Genomic DNA, 19,972 nt, shown 5'->3' with positions numbered 1-19,972 from the left:
CGTCAGGAACCGGTCAGCGCGCGGTCCGGGACCCGGCCGGGCTCCGGCAGGGCACGGCTCGCGGGCACCTTCGCCGGGGTCCGGGTGGACTGCCACAGCCGGACGAAGGACAGCACGGCGGCGGCCAGCAGCAGCGCGTTGCGAGCCAGGATGAGCAGGCAGCCCGGCCAGGTGCCGTCGATGACCGCGCCGTAGCTCACCGGGAAGACCAGGGTGCTCATCCCGGTGGCGAGGAGGATCAGCACGGCCACCGGGCGCTGGCGGGTGTGCCGGGAGGTCAGGCAGACGGCGGCCAGGCCCAGCAGCCAGATCAGGTACTGCGGGCTGATCACCCGGCTGGTGACGGTGAACAGCAGCACGGCGGCGAGTGCCGCGTCGTACGGCGTCGCGGGGGAGAAGTGCCGGGCCCGCAGCCGCCACACGACCAACAGCGCGAAGGCGGCCGCCGTCAGCGCCAGGGAGGCGGTGGCGACCGTGTGCACATGGGGGCCGACCAGTTCCATGGAGCCGTACTGGTAGCGGACCGTGCCGGACCAGCCCGCGTGCCGGGCGAGGTTGAGCGCGGTGCCGCCCAGGGACTCCAACTGGACGCCCCGGCCGCCCTGTTCGCGCAGGAAGGCGAAGGGGTTGGCGAACAGCAGCGCGAGCACCGCGAGGGAGGCGCAGGCGGCCGCCGTCGCCCAGGACCACGCCGAGCGGGTCGCCCGTCCGCGTGACACGCCGAGCAGCACCAGCGCGGGCCACACCTTCACCACCGCGCCGAGCGCGCCGAACACCCCGGCCGTGCGCGGCGACCGGCCGAGCGCCAGCAGGGCTGCCACGCCGAGCGCGGTGACCTGGACGTCGTAACGGGCCAGCGGCATGTGCAGCAGCAGCGGAAGGCCGCCCGCCCAGAGCGCGGCGCCGCGCAGACTGCGCCCGGTGCGCCGCCCGGCGACGGCCAGCGCCACCGTGACGGCCGCGTCCGCCACCAGCGTCAGCAGCACGAACGCCTCGAAGTACGACAGCCACGGCAGCAGCCCCGGCGCCAGCAGCACCAGCCCCGCGCCCGGCGGGTACTGCCACAGCGTGTCGTGCGTGGGGAACGTGCCCTGCGACAGGACGCCGTACCAGTGGAAGTACAGCCGCCACACCTCGCGCGACACCGAGCCGCCGCCCAGCACGTGCGCCGAGCCGAGGACGAGGAGCCCCAGCATCAGCGCGCGGGTGGCGAGCCAGCCGGCGACGAGGGCGAGGACCGGACCGGAGGTGACACGGAGACGGTTCATCGCGTGGGAGCCTAATCCGCGCGGATGGTGTATCCCTGCCGATACGCCGTCAATGATCGGAAAAGACTGTCACATCGCAAAAGATCGGGCCGTGGTGGACGTCGGGCCTCTGGTGGAAACGCAGCCGCCCCGAGCGGCTGGAAGAACGGCGGTCGTGCCGGGCGGCACGGGCGTGGAGCGGACCGGCCGGGTGCCCTGGCGCGTCCGGTGGGGCGCGCCCGTGTGCCTGCCCGCGCTGGTGATGCTCGGGCTCGGGCTGTGGGGGGTGGACCGGGGCGGGATATGGCGCGACGAGGCCGTCACCTTCCAGGTCGCCCGCCGCTCGGTGCCGCAGATCTGGCGGCTGCTGCACGGCGTCGACGCGGTGCACGGCCTGTACTACCTGCTGATGCACGCCGTCCTCGCGGTTCACCCGGACGAGGTAATGCTGCGGCTGCCCTCGGTGTGCGCGGCGGCCGTCACCGCCGCCCTCGTCGGCGAACTGGGCGTCCGGCTCGCCGGGCCGCGCGTCGGCCTGTGGGCCGGGCTGCTGTACGCCGTCTCCCCGCTGGCCGGCCACTACGCCCAGGAGGGCCGCTCGTACGCGCTCGTCGCCGTCGGCGCCACCGGCGCGACCCTGCTGTTCGTGCGCGGGGTGCGCGCCGGCGCCTGGCGGGCCTACGGTACGGTCCTCGCTCTCACCTGCTGGCTGCACGAGTTCGCCGTGCTGCTGCTCCTCGCCCACGCGGCGTCCCTGGCGCTCGCCCGCGCCGGTTCCCGGCTGTGGCGGGGCTGGGGGAGCGCGGCCGGGCTCGTGGTGCTCGGCCTGCTGCCGATGATCCTGGTCTCGCACGCCCAGTCCGCCCAGCTGGCCTGGGTGCGCCCGCCGACCTGGGCCACCGCCGAGAGCCTGCTGCGCTGGTTCCTCGGGCCGGGCGAGGGCGTGTTCTGGACCTGCCTGGCGCTGGCCCTGCTGGGCCTGGCCGGACTCGCCGGGCCACCGGGACGGCTGACCTGCGCGCGGGTCGGTCTGCCGCTCGCCGTGGTGCCGCCCGCCGCCCTGATGCTGGTCTCGCGGCTCTCCCCGCTCTACGTCGACCGGTACGTCCTCTACGCCCTCTCCGGCGCGCCCCTGCTGGTCGCCGCCGGTGCCGACCGGCTGGCCCGGCTCGCCGCCCGGCTGCGGCTGCGGGTGCCCCGGCCGCCGGTGCTGGCCCTGGCCGGAGCCGCGCTGGCCGCCCTGGCGCTCTGCCTCCAGCTCCCGCTGATGAGCGACGACCGCGATCCGGCCCACCGCCCGGACGACCTGGCCGCCGTCGCACGGGTCGCGGCGCGCGAGGTGAAGCCCGGTCAGCCGGTGCTGTTCCTGCCCACCCAGGCCCGCAACGCCGCCCTCGCCTACCCGGGCGCCTTCGCGGGCGTCCGCGACGTCGCCCTGGACGAGCCGGGCCCCGAGTCCGGGACGCTGTACGGCAGGGAGGCCGACGCGGCCGAACTGCGCCGCCGGCTGTCCGGCCTGGACCGGGTGTGGGTGGTGGCCGACCGGGACCTGCTGGCCGGCCGCTGGAGCCCGAGCGGCCCCGCCGAGCGCGCCAAGATGGCCGTACTGGCCCAGGAGTTCCTGCCCGCCGGGGAGTCGGCCGACGGCGACGCGAGCGTACGGCTCTACGTCCGCCGGGTCGCCCTCAGCGCTCTGCCGGGCCTTGCTCCAGTTCCCGTACCGCAGCGTCCAGCGCGCCGGTGAGCCGGTCCAGACGGTCGCGCAGCTCGCCGATCTCGGCCGGGTCGGCCCCGGTCGCGGCGGTGATGCGGCGGGGCACCTCCAGCGCCCGCTCGCGCAGGGCGGTGCCCTCGCCGGTGAGCGTCACCCGTACCGAGCGCTCGTCGCTCGCGCTGCGCTCCCGGCGCACCAGACCGGCGCCCTCCAGCCGCTTCAGCAGCGGGGAGAGGGTGCCGGAGTCAAGGCGCAGATGCTCGCCTAGCTGCTTGACGGGCAGCGCGCCGTGCTCCCACAGCACCAGCATCACCAGGTACTGCGGGTAGGTGAGCCCGAGGTCCTTGAGCAGCACCCGGTAGACGCCGTTGAAGGCACGGGAGGCGGCGTTCAGGGAGAAGCAGATCTGCCGGTCCAGGCGGAGCCAGTCCGGGTCGGCGGCGTCGGTGACGGGGCCGGCCGACGGGGTGGGCGAGACGCTCATGCCACCCAGGATAGCCGGACCGCGGCGATTTGGTTGTGCACAATTTAATTGTGTGCTCTACTCGACGGCGAGGGCGGCGGTCCTCCCCCGGTCCGCCGCCACCGACTTCCCCGAGAGGACCGGTCTCCCATGGACGCGCTCTACACCGCCGTCGCCACCGCCACCCACGGCCGCGAGGGCCGCGCCGTCTCCTCCGACGGCCGCATCGACCTGCCGCTGGCCATGCCGCCCGAGATGGGCGGCGACGGCCAGGGCACCAACCCCGAGCAGCTCTTCGCCGCCGGTTACGCCGCCTGCTTCGGCAGCGCCCTCGGCCTGGTCGGCCGCCAGGCCAAGGTGGACGTCTCCGACGCCGCCGTCACCGCCGAGGTCGGCATCGGCAAGGAGGGCGAGGGCTTCGGCCTCAAGGTGACGCTGCGCGTCGAGCTGCCCGACACCGTGGACGAGGCGACCGGCCGCAAGCTGGTCGAGACCGCCCACCAGGTCTGCCCGTACTCCAACGCCACCCGCGGCAACGTCGAGGTCACCCTCGTCGTCGAGTGAGCCCCCGGCTCACCTCTCACGAGGACCGGGTGAGCTGATCGGCTCCCACGGCCGGGCCGGGGATGCGCGCCGCACCGGTGGCGGGCATCGCCTCGCCGAGCAGCAGGGTGCGCACCACCCGCTCGGCGGCCCGGCCGTCCTCGAACTCGCAGAAACGCGCCCGGAATCCGGCCCGCAACGCCGCCGACTCCCGGTCCCGCCACGCCCCGGACTCGAACAGCCGGACCAACTCCGGCTGTGAGTACGTCACATGACCCGGCGGCTGGGCGGTGATGTCCAGGTAGGCACCCCGGCTCGCCCGGAAGGTGTCCCAGTCGTCGGCGTGGACCACGATCGGGCGGTCCAGCACGGCGTAGTCGAACATGATCGACGAGTAGTCCGTGACCAGCGCGTCCGAGGCCAGCATCACCTCCGCCGCGTCCGGCTCGTCGGTCGCGTCCACCACCACCCCGCGCCGGGCCAGCTCCGAGAGCCCCGCCCCGCGCGCCGGGCCGTTCGCCAGCGAGGGGTGCAGCCGCACCACCAGCGTGTGGTCCTCGCCCAGGTCCGCCGCGAACGCCGCCAGGTCGATCCGGTCCGCGTGGCCGCCCCGGACATGATCACGCCGGGTCGGGGCGTAGAGCACCACCGTGTGGTCCTCGGGGATGCCGTGCCTGCGGCGGAACTCCCGGCCCCGCGAGGCGCCCGCGCCCACCAGGACGTCGTTGCGCGGGCTGCCGGTGCGGACCGAGGTGAAGTGGCAGGGGAAGGCCCGCTCCCACACCAGCTCCGCGTGCCGGCCCGCGACCAGACCGTAGTCCCAGCGGTCCGCCCGGCGCAGCATCCGGGGCACGTCGAAACCGAGCCGGGCGCCGGGCCGGTCCAGCAGATCGGCGCCCAGGTACTTCAGCGGGGTGCCCTGGTGGGTCTGGATGTGCGTGGCGCCGGGCCGCTTGGCCAGCGCGCCGGGCCAGTTGACGTCGTTGACGAAGAACGCCGCCCGCGCGGTGACCTCCAGATAGCGCCGGGAGCCCAGCAGCACGTACTCGGTGTCCGGGGGCAGGGTCGCGGCGGTCTCCTCGTCCCGCACCACCCAGACTCCGCGCAGCTGCGGCGCGATCACCTTCGCCGCCCGGTACACGGCCGCCGGGTCGCCGAGCATGCCCCGGTGCGAGGACGCCGAGTACACCACCAGACCGGGGTCGAGCGGGCGGCGCGACTGCACCGCCGACCAGCCGCGCCGGGCCCGCGCACCGGCCGCCGTCCGCAGCCGTGCCGCGCGCCGCCCGGCCTCCCGGCCCGCCTGCGCGGCCCGGCGCCGCAGCAGGTACGCCCCGTAACCGCCCTCCAGCAGCCGGGTCTCGCCCTTGGCGCGGGTGCCCTCCGGCTTGTGGGTGCGGAACATCTCCGCGGTGCGCCGGAAGAACTCGGCCTTGTCACCCGGCGGCAGCCGGTCCGGCTTGGCCAGGATGTCCAGGCAGTGCTCGCCCATCTTGCGGTGCAGATAAGGCCGCCAGCGCCACAGCTCCGGGTCGCCCTCGACGAAGGCGAAGACCCGCTCGTACTGCTCGTGCACGTCGAAGTGCTTGCGGCTGGTGGTGGAGAGGATGTTGCCCTGCCTGCGCTGGCGGTAGTGCAGACAGATCTGGTCCAGGGTGGCGATCCGCCCGGCGCTCAGCATCACCGGGAACGTCCAAGGGGTGTCCTCGTAGTAGCCCGGCGGGAACGCGAAGCCGTGCCGGGTGACGAAGTCGCGGCGGTAGACCTTGTTCCACACCACCATCAGCAGGTCGAGGATCTCCGGCCGCTCGGCCGCCGTGAAGGTGCCGTCCTCGGCCGCCAGCACCTGCGCGAGGACGTTGCGGCGGGTGCCGCCCCACCAGTAGGTGCGGGCGTAGTCGAAGACCAGCACATCCGGGTCGGCGGTCTCCGCGAGGCGGCCGGCGACGGCGGCGAGGGCGCCCGGGGTGAGGGTGTCGTCGCTGTCGAGGAAGAGCAGGTAGTCGCCGGTGGCGTGCGGCATCCCGGCGTTGCGGGCCCGGCCGAGGCCCACGTTCTCCGGCAGGTGCAGCACCTTCACGCGGGGATCGCGCGCGGCGTACTCGTCGAGGATCGCGCCGCAGCCGTCCGGTGAGCGGTCGTCCACGGCGATCACCTCCAGGTCGCCGAAGGACTGCCCGAGCACCGAGTCCAGGCACTCGCGCAGGAAGCCCTGCACCTTGAAGCAGGGGACGATGACACTGAAGCGGGGCACGGCGGATCAGCTCCTCACGAGGGACGCGGCGGCGGGGGCGGGCACACGCTCCGCGAGCGGCACCACGGGCGGCAGCGCCTCGGGCGGCTCACCGAGCAGCACCCGGCGCACGACCCGCTCGGCCGCGCGCCCGTCGTCGAACTCGCAGAACCGCTCCCGGAACACGGCCCGGCGCGCGGCGGACTCCGCGCCCCGGTACTCGCCCTCGCGGAACACCCGCGCCAGCTCCTCGGGCGTACGGGCCACCGGGCCCGGCGCCTCGGCCATCAGGTCGAAGTACACGCCCCGTGTCTCGCGGTAGACCTCCCAGTCGTCCGCGAACACCACGATCGGGCGGTCCAGGTTGGCGTAGTCGAACATGATCGAGGAGTAGTCCGTGATCAGCGCGTCCGCCGCCAGGCACACGTCCTCGGCCGAGCGGTGGGCGGTGACGTCGATGATCCGGTCCGAACCGCGGGCCGTGCCGCGGTCATAGAAGTAGTGGGCGCGCAGCAGCACCACCACGTCGTCCCCGGCCGCCTCGCAGAACGCGGCCAGATCCAGGCCGGGTTCGAAGCCGGTGGCGTGGTCGCGGTGGGTGGGGGCGTACAGCACCGCCGTGGCCCCGTCGGGGACGCCCAGCTCGCGGCGGACGCGGGCCACGTCGTCGGCGGTCGCCGTCACGTACACGTCGTTGCGCGGATAGCCGTACTCCAGCTGCTCGTAGGAGCCGGGGAAGGCGCGCTCCCACATCTGGGTGGAGTGCCGGTTGGACGACAGGTTGAAGTCCCAGCGGTCCACCCGGCCCAGCAGCTTGGCGAAGCTGCCCGAGCGCGCGGCCACCACCGGGTACGTCGACTGGTCCACGCCCATCTTCTTCAGCGGGGTGCCGTGCTGGGTCTGCAGATGCGTGCTGCCGGGGCGCTTGACGACGCCCTCGGCGAAGTTGGCGTTGTTGATCAGGTACGTGGCGCGGGCCAGCACCTCCCAGTACCGGTGCGAGCCGATCACCGCGTACTCCACGCCCTCCGGGACCGTGTGCGCCTGGTCGGCCTCCACCAGGAACACCGACCGGATGTGCGGGGCGAGTTCGCGGGCCCTGGCGTGGATCGCGGCCGGGTTGCAGGCGTACCCCCGGCCCCAATAGGCGCAGTACACGGCCAGGTTGGGATCGAGCGGGCGGCGCAGCGCGCGGGCGTAGCGCAGCCGGGTGCGCAGCATGCGCGGCTTCGGCAGCCGGCGCAGCATGCCGGCGGCCACCCGATTGACCCCGCGCAGCGCGCGGAACGGGGTGTACGCGCCCGCCGCCAGCAGCCGGTGCTGTGTCCCGAGGCTGCCGCCGGGCATCCGGTACCCGGCCGGGCGGTGCCTGCGGTACAGCCGTCCGGCGCGGCGGAAGAACGCCCGGTGGCCCTCGATGAGCCGCTCGGGGCGGGACACGGTCTTCAGCACCTGGGTGAAGAGCTGCCCGAAGAGGGCTCCGGCCCGCTCCGCCGGGAGCCCGCGCTCGGCGGCCCGGCGCAGCACCCGGTCCACCTGGTCCAGCAGGTCCCGCTGGTGCGGTCCGGGCGCGTTCAGCCTGCTGCCCTGGCGCCGGGCCCGGTGCCGGATGACCGCCCGGCGCAGCACCGCGATCCGCCCGGCGGCGACGGTGACCAGGCCGCCCCAGCCGAGGTCGGTGAAGTGGCCTTCGGGGAAGGTGAGTTCGTGCTCGGTGAGGAAGGAGCGGCGGTAGCAGGCGCTCCAGGCGGGGAGTTGGGCGCCGGTGAGCCAGGGGGCCGCGCCGGGCGCGAAGGCGCCCTGAGGGGCCTTGGCCAGTAGCGGGGCGGCCGGGTTCGCGGGCTCGCCCTCCCACCAGGGCACCCGCTCGTACTCCGCGTACAGCACGTCGACGCCCGCGGTCTCCGTCAGCCGCTGGTCCAGCGCGGCCAGCGCGCCGGGCAGCAGCAGGTCGTCGCCGTCCAGGAACAGCACGTATCCGCCGCGCGCGGCCCGCAGCCCGGCGTTGCGCGCCCCGCTCAGTCCGGCCGACGGCGGCGAGTTCACCGGGACCACCCGCCGGTCGCGCCCGGCGTGTCCGGCGGCCACGGCGGCGGCCGGGGCGTCGGGGGAGTCGCAGACCGGGATCAGTTCCAGGTCGCCGAAGGACTGGGCGAGGACCGAGTCCAGGGCCTGCGACAGCCGGCCCGGGACCCCGTGGGAGGGGACGATGATGCTGAAGCGGGGCATGCTGTTCTTTCTGTCGTCTTGCGGACGCGGCCCGGTCGCCCGGCGGGACGCCAGGTGGACGGCCGGGTCGGCGTGGGCCGCGTCGTGCCGAGGGGCATGGAGACTCCCGGAAGGTCCAACGGTGTTCAGCGGCCCTCGGTGACGGGGAGCGGCCCGGAAGGTTGCGGGACGGACGCCAGTGGCGCCCTGACCTGGGTCTCGGCCGGCGGCCGCACCGGCCCGCGCGCCCCGGGCGGCACCGCCGGCTGCCCCAGCACCACATGCCGGACGACCCGCTCGCCCGCGCCGCCGTCGTCGTACGGGCAGAAGCGCGCGCGGAACGCGGCCCGCAGCCGGGCCGAGCGCACCCCGCGCCAGTGGCCGGAGGCGAACACGCCGGCGACCTCCTCCTCGGTGCGGGCCAGCGGGCCCGGCGGGCACGCGAGCAGGTCGAGGTAGGCCCCCCGGACCGTGCGGAAGGTGTCCCAGTCCCCGGTGTGCAGCACCACCGGCCGGTCCAGCCCGGCGTAGTCGAACATCAGCGGCGAGAAGTCGGTGAGCAGCGCGTCCGAGGCCAGGCACAGGGACGGCAGGTCGGGATGGCCGGAGACGTCGACCAGCCGGGCGCCCTGCACGGGCTCGCCGAGCGGGGCGCGGGTCAGCAGGGTGAACCGGGGTCCGAGCAGGCCGAGCAGCCGGCCGGGGTCCAGCGGCGGGGTCTGGGTGCGCCGGTGCTCGCGGCGCGCGGGCACGTACAGCACGGCGACCGCCCCCTCGGGCACGCCGAGGGACGCGCGCAGCCGGGCCACGTCGGCCGAAGTGGCGTGCTGGAAGGCGTCGTTGCGCGGGCTGCCGTACTCCAGCGTGGTGTAGCCGCCGGGGTGGGCCCGCTCCCAGGTCAGGGTGGAGTGCCGGTTGCCGGAGAGGACGTAGTCCCAACAGTCGACCTCGCGCAGCTGCCCGGCGAAGTCCGTGCCGTGGGCTGCCGCCGGGTGTTCCAGGAGGTCGAGGCCGGTGTGGCCGAGCGGGGTGCCCTGCCGGGTCTGTACGTAGACCTGGCCGGGGCGCTTGACGAGGCCCGGCCCGAAACCGGCGTTGTGCACCAGGTACTTGGAGCGGGCGAGCGCGGTGAAGTGGGCGGCGGTGTCCGGGCGGCCGAGCCACGCGGTGCGGATGTGCGGGGCGTGCGCGTGGAAGGCGGCCTCCAGGGCGCTCGGGTCGCAGCCGTGGTCGGGTGCCGGGTCGGCGGCGAAGAGGGCGTGGTCGGCGCGCAGGGGGAGGTGCCGCTGGACCCGGTAGTGCAGGCGCAGCAGGGCCGCCCGCAGCTTCCGTGTCCCGCGTCCGGCCGAGGCGCGGGCGCGGCGGCGCAGGGCGGCGGCGAGGCGCAGGGTGCGGAAGGTGCGGTGCAGGCCGTGGCGGACCAGGGCGCGGCGGAGGCCGGGGGGCACCGGGGTGCCGGGGGCGCGGTGGCGGCGGCAGTGGGCGCGGGCCCGGCGCAGGAAGGCGGGGTGGCTGCCGCGCGGGAGGCGGTCCCGGCGGGTGGCGACCGTGGTGAGGTGGTCGAGCATGCGCGCGTACAACTCCGGCCGCCAGCGCTCCAGTTCGGGTCGGGCGGTCAGGTGGGCGAAGACCCGGTCGTACTGGTCGAAGACGTCGAAGTGGCGGGGGCTGGTGGTGCGCAGGATGCTGCCCTGCCGGCGCTGGCGGTAGTGCACGCAGACCCGGTCCAGGGTGGCGAGCGACCCGGCCGCCATCAGCACCGGGAAGGTCCAGGGGGTGTCCTCGTAGTAGCCCGCCGGGAAGCGGAAGCCCTCGCGGGCGACGAACTCCCCGCGGTACGCCTTGTTCCACGCCACCATCAGCACCCGGAGCAGTCCCGGCCGGTCCGCCAGGGTGAAGGGGGCGGGGCCGTCCTCGGTGAGCCGGTCCGCGAGCCGGTTGCGCAGGGTGGTGCCGTCCCAGTGGGTGCGGGCGTAGTCGAAGACCAGCACGTCCGGGTCGCCGGTCGCCGCGAGGCGGTCCGCCACCGCTTGCAGGGAGTGCGGGGTGAGGGTGTCGTCGCCGTCGAGGAAGAGCAGGTAGTCGCCGCGTGCCTCGTCGATCCCGGCGTTGCGGGCCATGCCGAGCCCGGCGTTCTGAGCGAGGTGCACCGCCCGTACCCGGGGGTCGCGGGCCGCGTACTCGTCGATGATCGCGCCGCAGCCGTCCGGCGAGCGGTCGTCCACCGCGATCAGCTCGAAGTCCGGGTACGACTGCGCGAGCACCGAGTCCAGGCACTCGGCGAGATACGCCTGGACCTGGTACGCGGGGACGATGACGCTGAACCTGGGCAAGGCACATCCATGGGTCGGTCGGCGCGGGCCTTCTGCCCGGCAACGGCCGCCCAGGTGACTTGGTTACGGCTCCTACGGCATACGGGGGACGCCCGGGGGAGCCGTACCGATTCCCCCGGGCAACACCTGTACGGGCACGATTACTTGACCGCCCCCGCCATCACCCCGGACACGAACTGCCGCTGGAAGGCGAAGAACACGGCCAGCGGGATCACCATCGACAGGAACGCGCCGGGCGCGAGCACGTCGATGTTGTTGCCGAACTGTCTTACCTGGGTCTGGAGCGCCACCGTGATGGGCTGGGAGCCGGACTTGGTGAACACCAGGGCCACCAGCATGTCGTTCCACACCCACAGGAACTGGAAGATGCCGAGGCTCGCGATGGCGGGCGCGGCCAGCGGCATCACCACCCTTGCGAGCAGCCGGAGTTCGCCCGCGCCGTCCAGCCGGGCCGCCTCCAGCAGCTCGCGCGGGATCTCCGCGAAGAAGTTCCGCAGCAGGAACACCGCGAACGGCAGCCCGAAGCCGATGTGGAACAGGACCACACCCAGGATCGAGCCGAACAGCCCGACTTTTCCGAAGAGTTCGGCGATCGGGATGAGCGCCACCTGCACCGGCACCACCAGCAGCGCGACCACGCCGAGGAACCACCAGTCGCGGCCGGGGAACTCCATCCAGGCGAACGCGTAGGCCGCCAGCGAGCCGATCACCACCACGCCCAGCGTCGCCGGGACCGTGATCAGCACGGTGTTGACCAGCGAGTGGGTGATGTCGCCGTTCTCCAGCAGCTTGCCGTAGCTCTCGAAGGTGAGCTTGGACGGCTCGGTGAACACCGTCCACCAGCCGCTCCCGCTCATGTCCTCCGGCGAGCGCAGCGAGGAGATCAGCAGCCCGACGGTCGGCACCAGCCAGAACAGGGCCACGACGACCAGCACGAACTGGATCAGCCCGCCGCCCAGCTTCTCCACCAGCCGGGCGCCCAGTGAGCGCCGGCCCCGCCCGGTGTCCTCGGCGGCCGGCTCGCGCACCCGTTCCGCGCTCTCGGTGTGCGTGCTCATCGCCTGCCCTCCCGCCGCAGCCTGCGGATGTTGAACAGCATCACCGGGATCACCAGCAGCAGCAGGAACACCGCGATGGCGCTGGCCACGCCGGGCCGCCCCTCGGAGAAGCCCTTGCGGTACAGCTCCAGCGCCAGCACGTTCGCGTCGTCCTGGGACGAGCCCGGCGCGATGATGTAGACGAGGTCGAACACCTTCAGCACGTTGATCATCAGCGTGACGGTGACGACCGCGAGCACCGGCGCCAGCAGCGGCACGGTCACCTTGCGGAAGACCTGCCACTCACTGGCACCGTCCACCCGCGCCTGCTCCAGCAGCTCCCTCGGCACCCCCGCGAGCCCCGCCGCGATCAGCACCATGGCGAAGCCCGCCCACATCCAGACGTACGAGCCGATGATCGCCGGGGTGACCAGGGCCGGGCCGAGCCAGTCGACGCCGTTGTACGCCTCCTTGAAGTTGGCCGCCGGGAGCCGCAGTTGAGCCCCCTCCGCCGAGGCGGGCAGGGTGAAGGTGCCGTCACCAGCCGCCTTGGCCGAGGCCACCACCTTGCCGTCCTTCACGGCCTCGATCCGCATCCCGGCGTACCCGCGCTCGGTCGGGTCCGGCGCCCCGAGCTTCCCGACGCCCTTGCCCCGGGTGAAGTCCTGCCAGACCGTGCCGGTGACCTTCCCCGGCTCCGGCCGGGCGGCGACGGCCCGCTTCGCGTCGTCCGGGAACTGGTCCGGGGCCACGCCGACCATGGGCAGCGCGACCGGGGTGCCCGCCCTCACCGGGTCCTTGGTGACGAAGGCCCCGCCCTGGCCCACCAGCGGCGACTGGCGGCCGGGGTGCGCCTTCGGGAACGCCGACGCCTGGGCGAAGGAGTCGTGCACCCCGACCCACACCGCGTTGGCGACCCCCTTGTCCGGGTCCTGGTCGTACACCAGCCGGAAGATGATCCCGGCCGCCAGCATCGAGATCGCCATCGGCATGAAGACGACCAGCTTGAACGCCGTTCCCCAGCGCACCCGTTCGGTCAGCACGGCGAAGACCAGGCCGAGCGCGGTGGAGACGGTGGGCGCGAACACCACCCAGATCACGTTGTTCTTGAGCGCGGTGCGGATGCCGTCGTCCGTGAACAGCGCCTTGTAGTTGTCGAATCCGGCGAACTGGTCGCCGGAGGAGTCGTAGAGACTGCGGACCAGCGAGTACCCGATCGGGTAGAGCACGAGCGCGCCGAGCAGCACCAGGGCCGGCAGCAGGAAGAGCGCCGCCACCACCTTGCGCGTCCCGGTCACGCTCCTGCGGCTCTTCGGCGCGGCCGGGCCCGGAGGGGCGCCGGCCGCCGCTGCCGATGCCATGACCGGATCAGCCCCCGTTCCCGTACGCGGCCGCCGCGTCCTTCTCCAGCCTCGCCTGGGCGCCCGCGACGTCCTTCGGGTTCTTCAGGAAGTCCTGGAGGTCCTTCCACTCGCCCTTGCCGGGCGTGCCGCCGAAGGCCTGGGGCGCCTGGTCGGACATGTCGAAGCGGAAGTCGTCGCCGGACTTGATGAGCGCCTTGGCGATGGTGCGCTGGGTCTCGTTCGGGTAGGCCGAGTCCGGCACGTTCTTGTTCGGCGAGAGATAGCCGCCGAGCTTGGCCTGAACCGTCGCCGCGTCCGGGGACGCCAGGAAGGTCGCCAGCGCCTGGGCGCCCTTGGAGTCCTTCAGGATCACCGCCGCGTCACCGCCGGAGACCACCGGCGCGGTCGAGCCGACCGACGGGAACGGGAACACCTTGGCGTCCGCGCCCACCTTCGCCTTGGTCTCACCGATGTTGACCTGCGCGAAGTCGCCCTCGTAGACCATCGCGGCCTTCGGCTGGTCGCCGCCGGTGAAGGTCTGGGTCACCGAGGCCGGGAACTCGGTCTGCAGCGCGCCGTCCGCGCCGCCCGCCACATAGTCCTTCTTGCCCCAGATCTGGGCGAGCGTGGTGAGCGCCTGCTTCACCGAGGGGTCGGTCCACTTGATCTCGTGCTTGGCGAGCTGGTCGTACTTCTCCGGGCCCGCCTGGGAGAGGTAGACGTTCTCGAACCAGTCGGTCAGCGTCCAGCCGTCCGCGCCGCCCACCGAGAAGGGGGTGACACCGGAGTCGTACACCGCCTGGGCGGCGGTCAGCAGCTCGGCCCAGGTCTTCGGTTCCTTGGCGCCCGCGTTCTCGAAGACCGGCGCGTTGTACCAGATCAGCGACTTGTTGGCGGCCTTGTAGTAGACGCCGTACGGCTTGCCGTCGACCTTGCCGATGTCCTGCCAGCCCTGCGAGTAGTTCTTCGACAGTTCCTTCACGGCGTCCGGGCCGAGCGGCTTGGCCCACTTCTTCTCCACCGCCTGCTTGATCGCGCCCGGCTGCGGCAGCAGCGCCACGTCCGGCGGCTGCCCGCCCGCGATCTTGGAACCGAGGAAGTTGATGATCGGGTCCTGCGCGGGCACGAACGTCACCTTCGCGCCCGTGCGCTTCTCGAACTCGGCCAGCACCTTCTTGAAGTTCGCCTGCTCGGTGCCGGTCCAGACGGCGGCGACCTCGAGTTCCGTGCCGTTCAGCTTCGGCAGGGTCACCGTGGAGCCGGTGGCCCCGCCGCCGCCCTCGTCGGCTTCCTTCTTCCCGTCACCGCCGGAGCAGGCGGTGAGCGTCAGGGCCCCCGCCAGCAGCGCGGCGAGGGCGGCGCCGGCCCGGTGTCCTCGCATGGTGTCGCTCGGCTTGCGCATCACTTCCCCGTTCGTCGTTCTCCGTTGAACGCCTGAACTCTGCGTGTGCGCTCCGGTGTACGCCGGGCCGCCCCGGTGCGGCAAGAGCACCCGCACGGTCCGGCCACGCATCGTGACCGGCTCGTGATCATCGGGGTATGCGTGCCCGACAGGGGTAATTCCGGCGCCCGACGGTCAGAGCAGCGAGGGCACCTGACCGGCCGACACCTGACGGGCCGCCCGCTCCACCGCGCTCGCCAGCAGGGCCAGGTCGGTGGGGCCGTTGCCCAGCTCGCGCACCGGGCGCCGGGTGGGCGGATCGCCCATCCGCTGCCAGTCCAGCGGCAGCACGGTCGGCCGCTGGGTCGCGGTGCGCGGGATACGGCCCGTCACCCGGCCGCCCTGCACCCCCGTGACCCGGCCGTCGGGGTACGCCAGCACCCCGCGCCCCGGCGCCGGTTCGCCCTCGGCGCCGCGCTCGGCCGGGCTCGTACCGCGTCCGCCGGAGGGCGCGTCCAGCGTCACCCGCAGGGTGGCCCGCCGGGCCGGCTCCGTCTCCGCCGTACGGCCGCCGGTGCCGGTCGCGGTCACCAGGTGCACGCCGAGCCGCTCGCCCTCGCGGGCCACCGCCTCCAGCGCCCGGACCACCGAACCGGCGGCGGGCCGGCCCGGCGAACCCAGCGCCGGGGAGACCAGCGCGTCCAGGTCGTCCACGACCACCACCAGCCGGGGCAGCGGGGGCGCCGCCTCGGTCTGCTGCCGGGCGGCACCGGGCCGCAGCCGCAGCGTGGAGCTGGGCGGCGCCTCCAGGTCGCCGTTGCCCGGACCGCGTCCGCCGGGACCGCGCTGGGCGACCATCCGGCCGGACACCTCGTGCGCGGTGTGCCAGTGCGCGAAGTCGGTCAGCCCGACCAGCTCCGCCCGGCGCTTCAGCTCCGCGCTCAGCGACTGCGCGAACTCCCGCATGCGCACGGGGTCGTTGGCGATCAGGTGGGTGGTCACATGCGGTATGTCGGTACAGGAGCGCAGCCCCTCGCCGGCCCCGGCCGCCGTGCCCACGCCGTCCCGGCCGTCGATCAGCACCATGCCGAGCCGGTCCGGGCGCTCGGCGGCGGCAAGCGACGCCACCACCGCCCGCAGCAGCTCCGTACGCCCGCTGCCGGGCGGGCCCTCGACCAGCAGGTGGGGGCCGTCGGTCACGAGGTCGGCGGTGACCGGGCCGCGCGGTCCTGCGCCCAGCACCGCGCGGGCCCGGCCGCCCAGCGACTCGGAGTCGTCGGCCGCGTCCGCCCAGCGGGCCATCAGCGAGGCCGGGGTGGCACGGGCCAGACCCAGCTCGTCCAGCAGCCGGGCCGACAGCGGCAGCGGCACCGCCACCCGCGTGTGCCGGTCCTCGTCCGGGGCGTCCGGGCGCAGGGGGGCCAGCGCCCGCGCGAACCGCTCCGCCCAGGCGGGCGACACCGCGTCCACGGCGGCCAGGGTGCCCGGTCCCACCGGACCGGTCGGCGCCACCCGCATCAGCCGCAGCGCGGTCGCCACGTCCCCGCTGAGCAGCGCCACCGCGCCGCACTCGCGGAAGGTGGGTGTCACCGAGCAGGCCGCCTCGTAGGTCTCCATGAGCGGCGAGGCGGGGGAGGCGGGCACGGTCTCGGCCAGGCACACCACGTGCACCCCGGCGCGCGGGCCGCTCACCGCCAGCCGTGCCACGTCCTCCCGCAGCGCCGAGCCGCCGGGGTCGCCGTCCACCACGACCACCGTGTACGGCCCCGGGTGCCCGTCCGGGCCGTGCCGGAAGGAGGCGGGGTCGGAGTGGGACTCCACGCGGCGCAGCAGCTCGCCGGTGCGGGCCGCCGCCTGTTCGCGGTCGTAGGCCAGCAGCAGCCGGCAGTCCTGGCCGTGCCCCGGCCGCACATGCGGCAGCCAGCCCAGCCAGGACCACTCGGCGGCGCGCTCCTCCACCGGGCGGGCGCGGTCGGCGCTGATCAGCACGATCTCCAGCAGGTCCGGCGAGTGCAGCGCGGCCAGCTGCGCCAGCACCGCGCGGGCCAGCCCCGCGAGCCGGGGGCGCGGCCCGGCCAGGCCCAGGGCGCCCGCCTCGCGCAGCGCGGCCGTCACCGGCACCGCGGGCAGCGCCGAGCCGTCGGGCACGGTCCGGTCGGCGGTGCCGAGCCGCACGGCCAGCGCCTCGTGGTGTCCCGGACCCCGCTCCCAGAGCCGGGGGCCCGGACCGAGCGCCGTCAGCAGCAGCGCGGCCGGGTCGGGCCAGGTCTCCGGGCGCCGGAACGCGTCGGGCAGCGCGACGGGGGCCGCCTCGGCGTACGGCGCCTCCTCGGCCGGGAGGTGCTCGTCCCGGCCGCCGGTCAGCTTGCGGGCCCAGGCGCCGATGCCCCGGCGCCTGGGCATCTCGGTGCCCCGGAGGGGGGTGCCCTTACGGGTGGCGGGCTCGTCGGGGTGGGCGTCGTCGGGACGGTGGCCGGCGTGGGTGTCGTGCTCCCGGTATCCGCCGGTGAGGTGGTCCGGGGCCCGGCTCTCGATGCGAGGCGCGCGGCCCTGCTCGGGCACGGCGGCCCGCTCCACACGCTCGGCGCCGATCCGGCCGGCGGTGCCGTACGCGTGCCCGGTCGGGCCGTCCGGCGCGGTGGCGGCCGGGGTCTTCTCCGGGGTGTCCCAGGGGCAGGCGTCCGGGTCCTCCCCGAGGGGCACCCGGACACAGCCCTCGCCGTCCGGCACGGAGCGCACCCGGGCTCCGGGTCCTGCCGACGGGGTCACCCGGAGCGCGGACTCACCCAGGCGCAGCAGACCGCCCGCCGGGAAGCGCAGCGGGCGGTCGGTGACGCGGGCACCGTCCAGCGTGGTGCCGTTGGTGGAGTCGAGGTCGGCCACCGAGACCCGGCCCTCGGCGGTGACGGTGACCGCGCAGTGCAGCCGGGACACGTCCGGGTCGTCCAGGGGTACGTCGGCGTCGGCGGAGCGGCCCACCGTTATCCGGCCGCCGTGCAGCAGATGGACCCCGCCCGCGTCCGGGCCCGCGACCACATGGAGCTGGGTCGGGGCGTCGTCCAGCTCGGGATGCGGCTCCGGGGCCGCCGGGGCGCCCAGCGAGAGCACCGCGCCGTCGACCAGCGGGGGCTCGCCGAGGGTGTGACGGCGCGGGTCCAGACGGTCGGTGCCCGCGTACAGCGCCACGGAGGTACCGCCGCCGCCGTCCCGGCCGGCCCCGCTCTCGCCGGTGACCGCCGAGGCCAGCGCGGGCGCCACCGCCGCCAGCTCGGTGCCGGCGGGCGCGGTGACCAGCACGTCGCGCGTCGCGGCGCCACCCCGCCTCGGGGACGCGCCCTGCGGATCTACGACGGTCAGCCGGATCTGCATCGCCGTCAGCGGTCCCTTCCGCCCGGCCGCGGAGGTCCCCCACTCCGCGCGGGCACGTAGGCCAGTACTGCACGCATCCTCGCACCTGTCGCGGCCCTCCCGCCCGCATCCCGGTGCGAAGTGATCTTGATTGGTCAGCTCTGCCCCCAAAAGTGCCTGACCAGTAACGCGGCGGCGATCACTTGAGATCGGTCACGCACCGGAACGGGCAACCGGTGGACGGAGGTGAGCGTCTTTCCACCGAACACGGGCCGGAAGCCGCACGTAGTACTCAAGGGGCGGCTTCCCAGGGGGCCACTACAGTGGTCGGAACGCCGGAACACCCCGGCGCGGATCAGCGAACAAGCAGCAGGGAGCGCGTGACGTGCGGCCAGTCGGCAGCAAGTACCTGCTCGAGGAGCCGCTCGGACGCGGCGCCACGGGCACCGTCTGGCGCGCCCGCCAGCGGGAGACGGCGGGCGCCGAGGCGGCCGTGGCGGGCCAGCCCGGCGAGACGGTCGCCATCAAGGTCCTCAAGGAGGAGCTGGCGAGCGACCCGGACATCGTGATGCGCTTCCTGCGCGAGCGCTCCGTCCTGCTCCGGCTCACCCACCCCAACATCGTCCGGGTCCGCGACCTGGTCGTCGAGGGCGATCTGCTGGCGCTCGTCATGGACCTCGTCGACGGTCCCGACCTGCACCGCTACCTGCGGGAGAACGGCACCTTCTCGCCCGTCGCCGCCTCCCTGCTCACCGCCCAGGTCGCCGACGCGCTCGCCGCCAGCCACGCCGACGGCGTCGTCCACCGCGACCTGAAGCCCGCCAACGTGCTGCTGCGCCAGTACGACGGCCAGATGTACCCGATGCTGACCGACTTCGGCATCGCCCGGCTGGCCGACTCACCCGGCCTGACCCGCACCCACGAGTTCGTCGGCACTCCGGCGTACGTCGCCCCGGAGTCCGCCGAGGGCCGCCCGCAGACCTCCGCCGTCGACGTCTACGGCGCCGGCATCCTGCTGTACGAGCTGGTCACCGGGCGTCCGCCGTTCTCCGGCGCCACCGCCCTGGAAGTCCTGCACCAGCACCTCAGCGCCGAGCCCCGCCGCCCCTCCACCGTCCCCGACCCGCTGTGGACGGTGATGGAGCGCTGTCTGCGCAAGAACCCGGACGAGCGGCCCAGCGCCGAGAACCTCGCCCGCGCCCTGCGCGTGGTCGCCGAGGGCGTCGGGGTGCACGCCAACCCGGCGCAGATCGCCGCCGCCGAGGGCGTCGCCGCCCTGCTCGCGCCCGACCCCGCCCCGGCCCCGGTACCGGACGTGCCCGGCGCCCCTGACGCCAACAGCGCCACCCAGGTACTGCCCCCGAACACCGCCCAGGCGGCCTACGACCCCAACGCGGCCACCAGCTTCCTGCCGCACACCGCCGGCCCGCAGGGCGCCGCCGACCCGACCACCGTCCTCCCCAGCACCGGCGCGGCCGACCCCACCACGGTCATGCCCCCGATGCCGCAGGGCCGGCCGGGCCAGTACGACCCGCAGGGCCCGTACGGACAGAACCAGCAGAACCCGCAGAACCCGGACCAGCCGCACCCCTGGCAGACCCAGCTGCGCGCGGCCCGCGACCGCAACGAACAGACGCAGGTGCAGTACCTCGACCCGAACGAGGACCCGCTGCGCCGCCGCCCCCAGCGTCAGGCCGCCCGTCCGCAGCACCAGCCCCAGCAGCCGCGTCAGCAGCAGCCGCAGCAGCGCCCGGCGCCCCGGCGCTCGACCCCGCAGCCGGAGCAGTACTCCCCGCCGCCGCAGCCCCAGCGGTACGCGCCGGAGCCGCAGCGGCCCGCGCGCGAGCCCCGGCCGCCCCGGCAGCGCAGCGCCAACCCGATGAAGATCCCCGGCCTGGGCTGTCTGAAGGGCTGCCTCTTCACGATCGTCATCCTGGTCGTGGCGAGCTGGCTGATCTGGGAGCTGACCCCGCTGCACACCTGGGTCGGCCAGGGCAAGGGCTACTGGGACCAGATCAGCGACTGGGCCGGCTCCGTCTCCGACTGGGTCAAGAACCTGAACAGTTCCTCCGGCGGCAACTGAACTGCCGCTCGCGGAGCCGGTTCTGGGGACTTGTCGACA

12 protein-coding genes are annotated in these 19,972 nt (G+C 74.4%); 3 read left to right on the top strand and 9 right to left on the bottom strand.

Annotation, left to right across the window (positions count from 1 at the left end; genetic code table 11):
* Positions 1-2 precede the first annotated feature (2 nt).
* Positions 3-1,268: a glycosyltransferase 87 family protein gene (locus tag D0Z67_RS10995; protein WP_031182659.1), complete on the bottom strand. Its 1,266-nt coding sequence runs from the start codon at positions 1,266-1,268 to the stop codon at positions 3-5.
* 154 nt (positions 1,269-1,422) lie between these two features.
* Between D0Z67_RS10995 and D0Z67_RS10990 the strand changes: the two genes are divergently transcribed.
* On the top strand, positions 1,423-2,991 hold the full coding sequence (locus D0Z67_RS10990) for a glycosyltransferase family 39 protein (protein ID WP_234312859.1): 1,569 nt from the start codon (positions 1,423-1,425) through the stop codon (positions 2,989-2,991).
* Here D0Z67_RS10990 and D0Z67_RS10985 read toward each other — a convergent pair.
* A complete protein-coding gene (locus tag D0Z67_RS10985) occupies positions 2,933-3,445 on the bottom strand; it encodes a MarR family winged helix-turn-helix transcriptional regulator (RefSeq protein WP_037775559.1) in 513 nt (170 codons plus the stop codon). The genes D0Z67_RS10990 and D0Z67_RS10985 overlap by 59 nt on opposite strands.
* Before the next feature lie 129 nt (positions 3,446-3,574).
* Here D0Z67_RS10985 and D0Z67_RS10980 point away from each other — a divergent pair, with 129 nt between their 5' ends.
* Positions 3,575-3,988, top strand: coding sequence for an organic hydroperoxide resistance protein (locus D0Z67_RS10980; RefSeq protein ID WP_031182656.1), 414 nt, complete (start codon positions 3,575-3,577; stop codon positions 3,986-3,988).
* 16 nt (positions 3,989-4,004) lie between these two features.
* Here the strand turns inward: D0Z67_RS10980 and D0Z67_RS10975 are convergent, their stop codons facing one another.
* The 7 genes from D0Z67_RS10975 to D0Z67_RS10945 all read right to left on the bottom strand — a co-directional run bounded on the left by D0Z67_RS10975 (position 4,005) and on the right by D0Z67_RS10945 (position 17,871).
* Positions 4,005-6,221 carry a bifunctional glycosyltransferase/CDP-glycerol:glycerophosphate glycerophosphotransferase gene (locus D0Z67_RS10975; protein ID WP_031182655.1) on the bottom strand — a complete coding sequence of 739 codons (2,217 nt, stop codon included), beginning with the start codon at positions 6,219-6,221 and terminating at the stop codon, positions 4,005-4,007.
* 6 nt (positions 6,222-6,227) lie between these two features.
* Positions 6,228-8,429: a bifunctional glycosyltransferase/CDP-glycerol:glycerophosphate glycerophosphotransferase gene (locus tag D0Z67_RS10970; protein ID WP_031182654.1), complete on the bottom strand. Its 2,202-nt coding sequence runs from the start codon at positions 8,427-8,429 to the stop codon at positions 6,228-6,230.
* Positions 8,430-8,554: 125 nt separating this feature from the next.
* Positions 8,555-10,741, bottom strand: coding sequence for a bifunctional glycosyltransferase/CDP-glycerol:glycerophosphate glycerophosphotransferase (locus tag D0Z67_RS10965; protein WP_031182653.1), 2,187 nt, complete (start codon positions 10,739-10,741; stop codon positions 8,555-8,557).
* A 140-nt stretch (positions 10,742-10,881) separates the two neighbouring features.
* Positions 10,882-11,799 carry a carbohydrate ABC transporter permease gene (locus D0Z67_RS10960; RefSeq protein WP_051887909.1) on the bottom strand — a complete coding sequence of 306 codons (918 nt, stop codon included), beginning with the start codon at positions 11,797-11,799 and terminating at the stop codon, positions 10,882-10,884.
* Positions 11,796-13,139: a carbohydrate ABC transporter permease gene (locus tag D0Z67_RS10955; RefSeq protein WP_199812220.1), complete on the bottom strand. Its 1,344-nt coding sequence runs from the start codon at positions 13,137-13,139 to the stop codon at positions 11,796-11,798. Before D0Z67_RS10955 ends, D0Z67_RS10960 begins: the two co-directional genes overlap by 4 nt.
* A 7-nt stretch (positions 13,140-13,146) precedes the next feature.
* Positions 13,147-14,523: an ABC transporter substrate-binding protein gene (locus D0Z67_RS10950; RefSeq protein ID WP_031182650.1), complete on the bottom strand. Its 1,377-nt coding sequence runs from the start codon at positions 14,521-14,523 to the stop codon at positions 13,147-13,149.
* A gap of 174 nt (positions 14,524-14,697) precedes the next feature.
* Positions 14,698-17,871 (bottom strand): FtsK/SpoIIIE domain-containing protein, encoded by a 3,174-nt coding sequence (locus tag D0Z67_RS10945; RefSeq protein WP_031182649.1) that lies wholly within the window; start codon positions 17,869-17,871, stop codon positions 14,698-14,700.
* A gap of 364 nt (positions 17,872-18,235) precedes the next feature.
* Here D0Z67_RS10945 and D0Z67_RS10940 point away from each other — a divergent pair, with 364 nt between their 5' ends.
* Positions 18,236-19,933 (top strand): serine/threonine-protein kinase, encoded by a 1,698-nt coding sequence (locus D0Z67_RS10940; RefSeq protein WP_031182648.1) that lies wholly within the window; start codon positions 18,236-18,238, stop codon positions 19,931-19,933.
* Positions 19,934-19,972 lie beyond the last annotated feature (39 nt).

The organism is Streptomyces seoulensis (assembly GCF_004328625.1).
GTDB classification, from domain to species: domain Bacteria; phylum Actinomycetota; class Actinomycetes; order Streptomycetales; family Streptomycetaceae; genus Streptomyces; species Streptomyces seoulensis.
The sequence above is the reverse complement of the archived record's forward strand: the minus strand, read 5'-3'. Positions and strand labels throughout refer to the sequence as shown.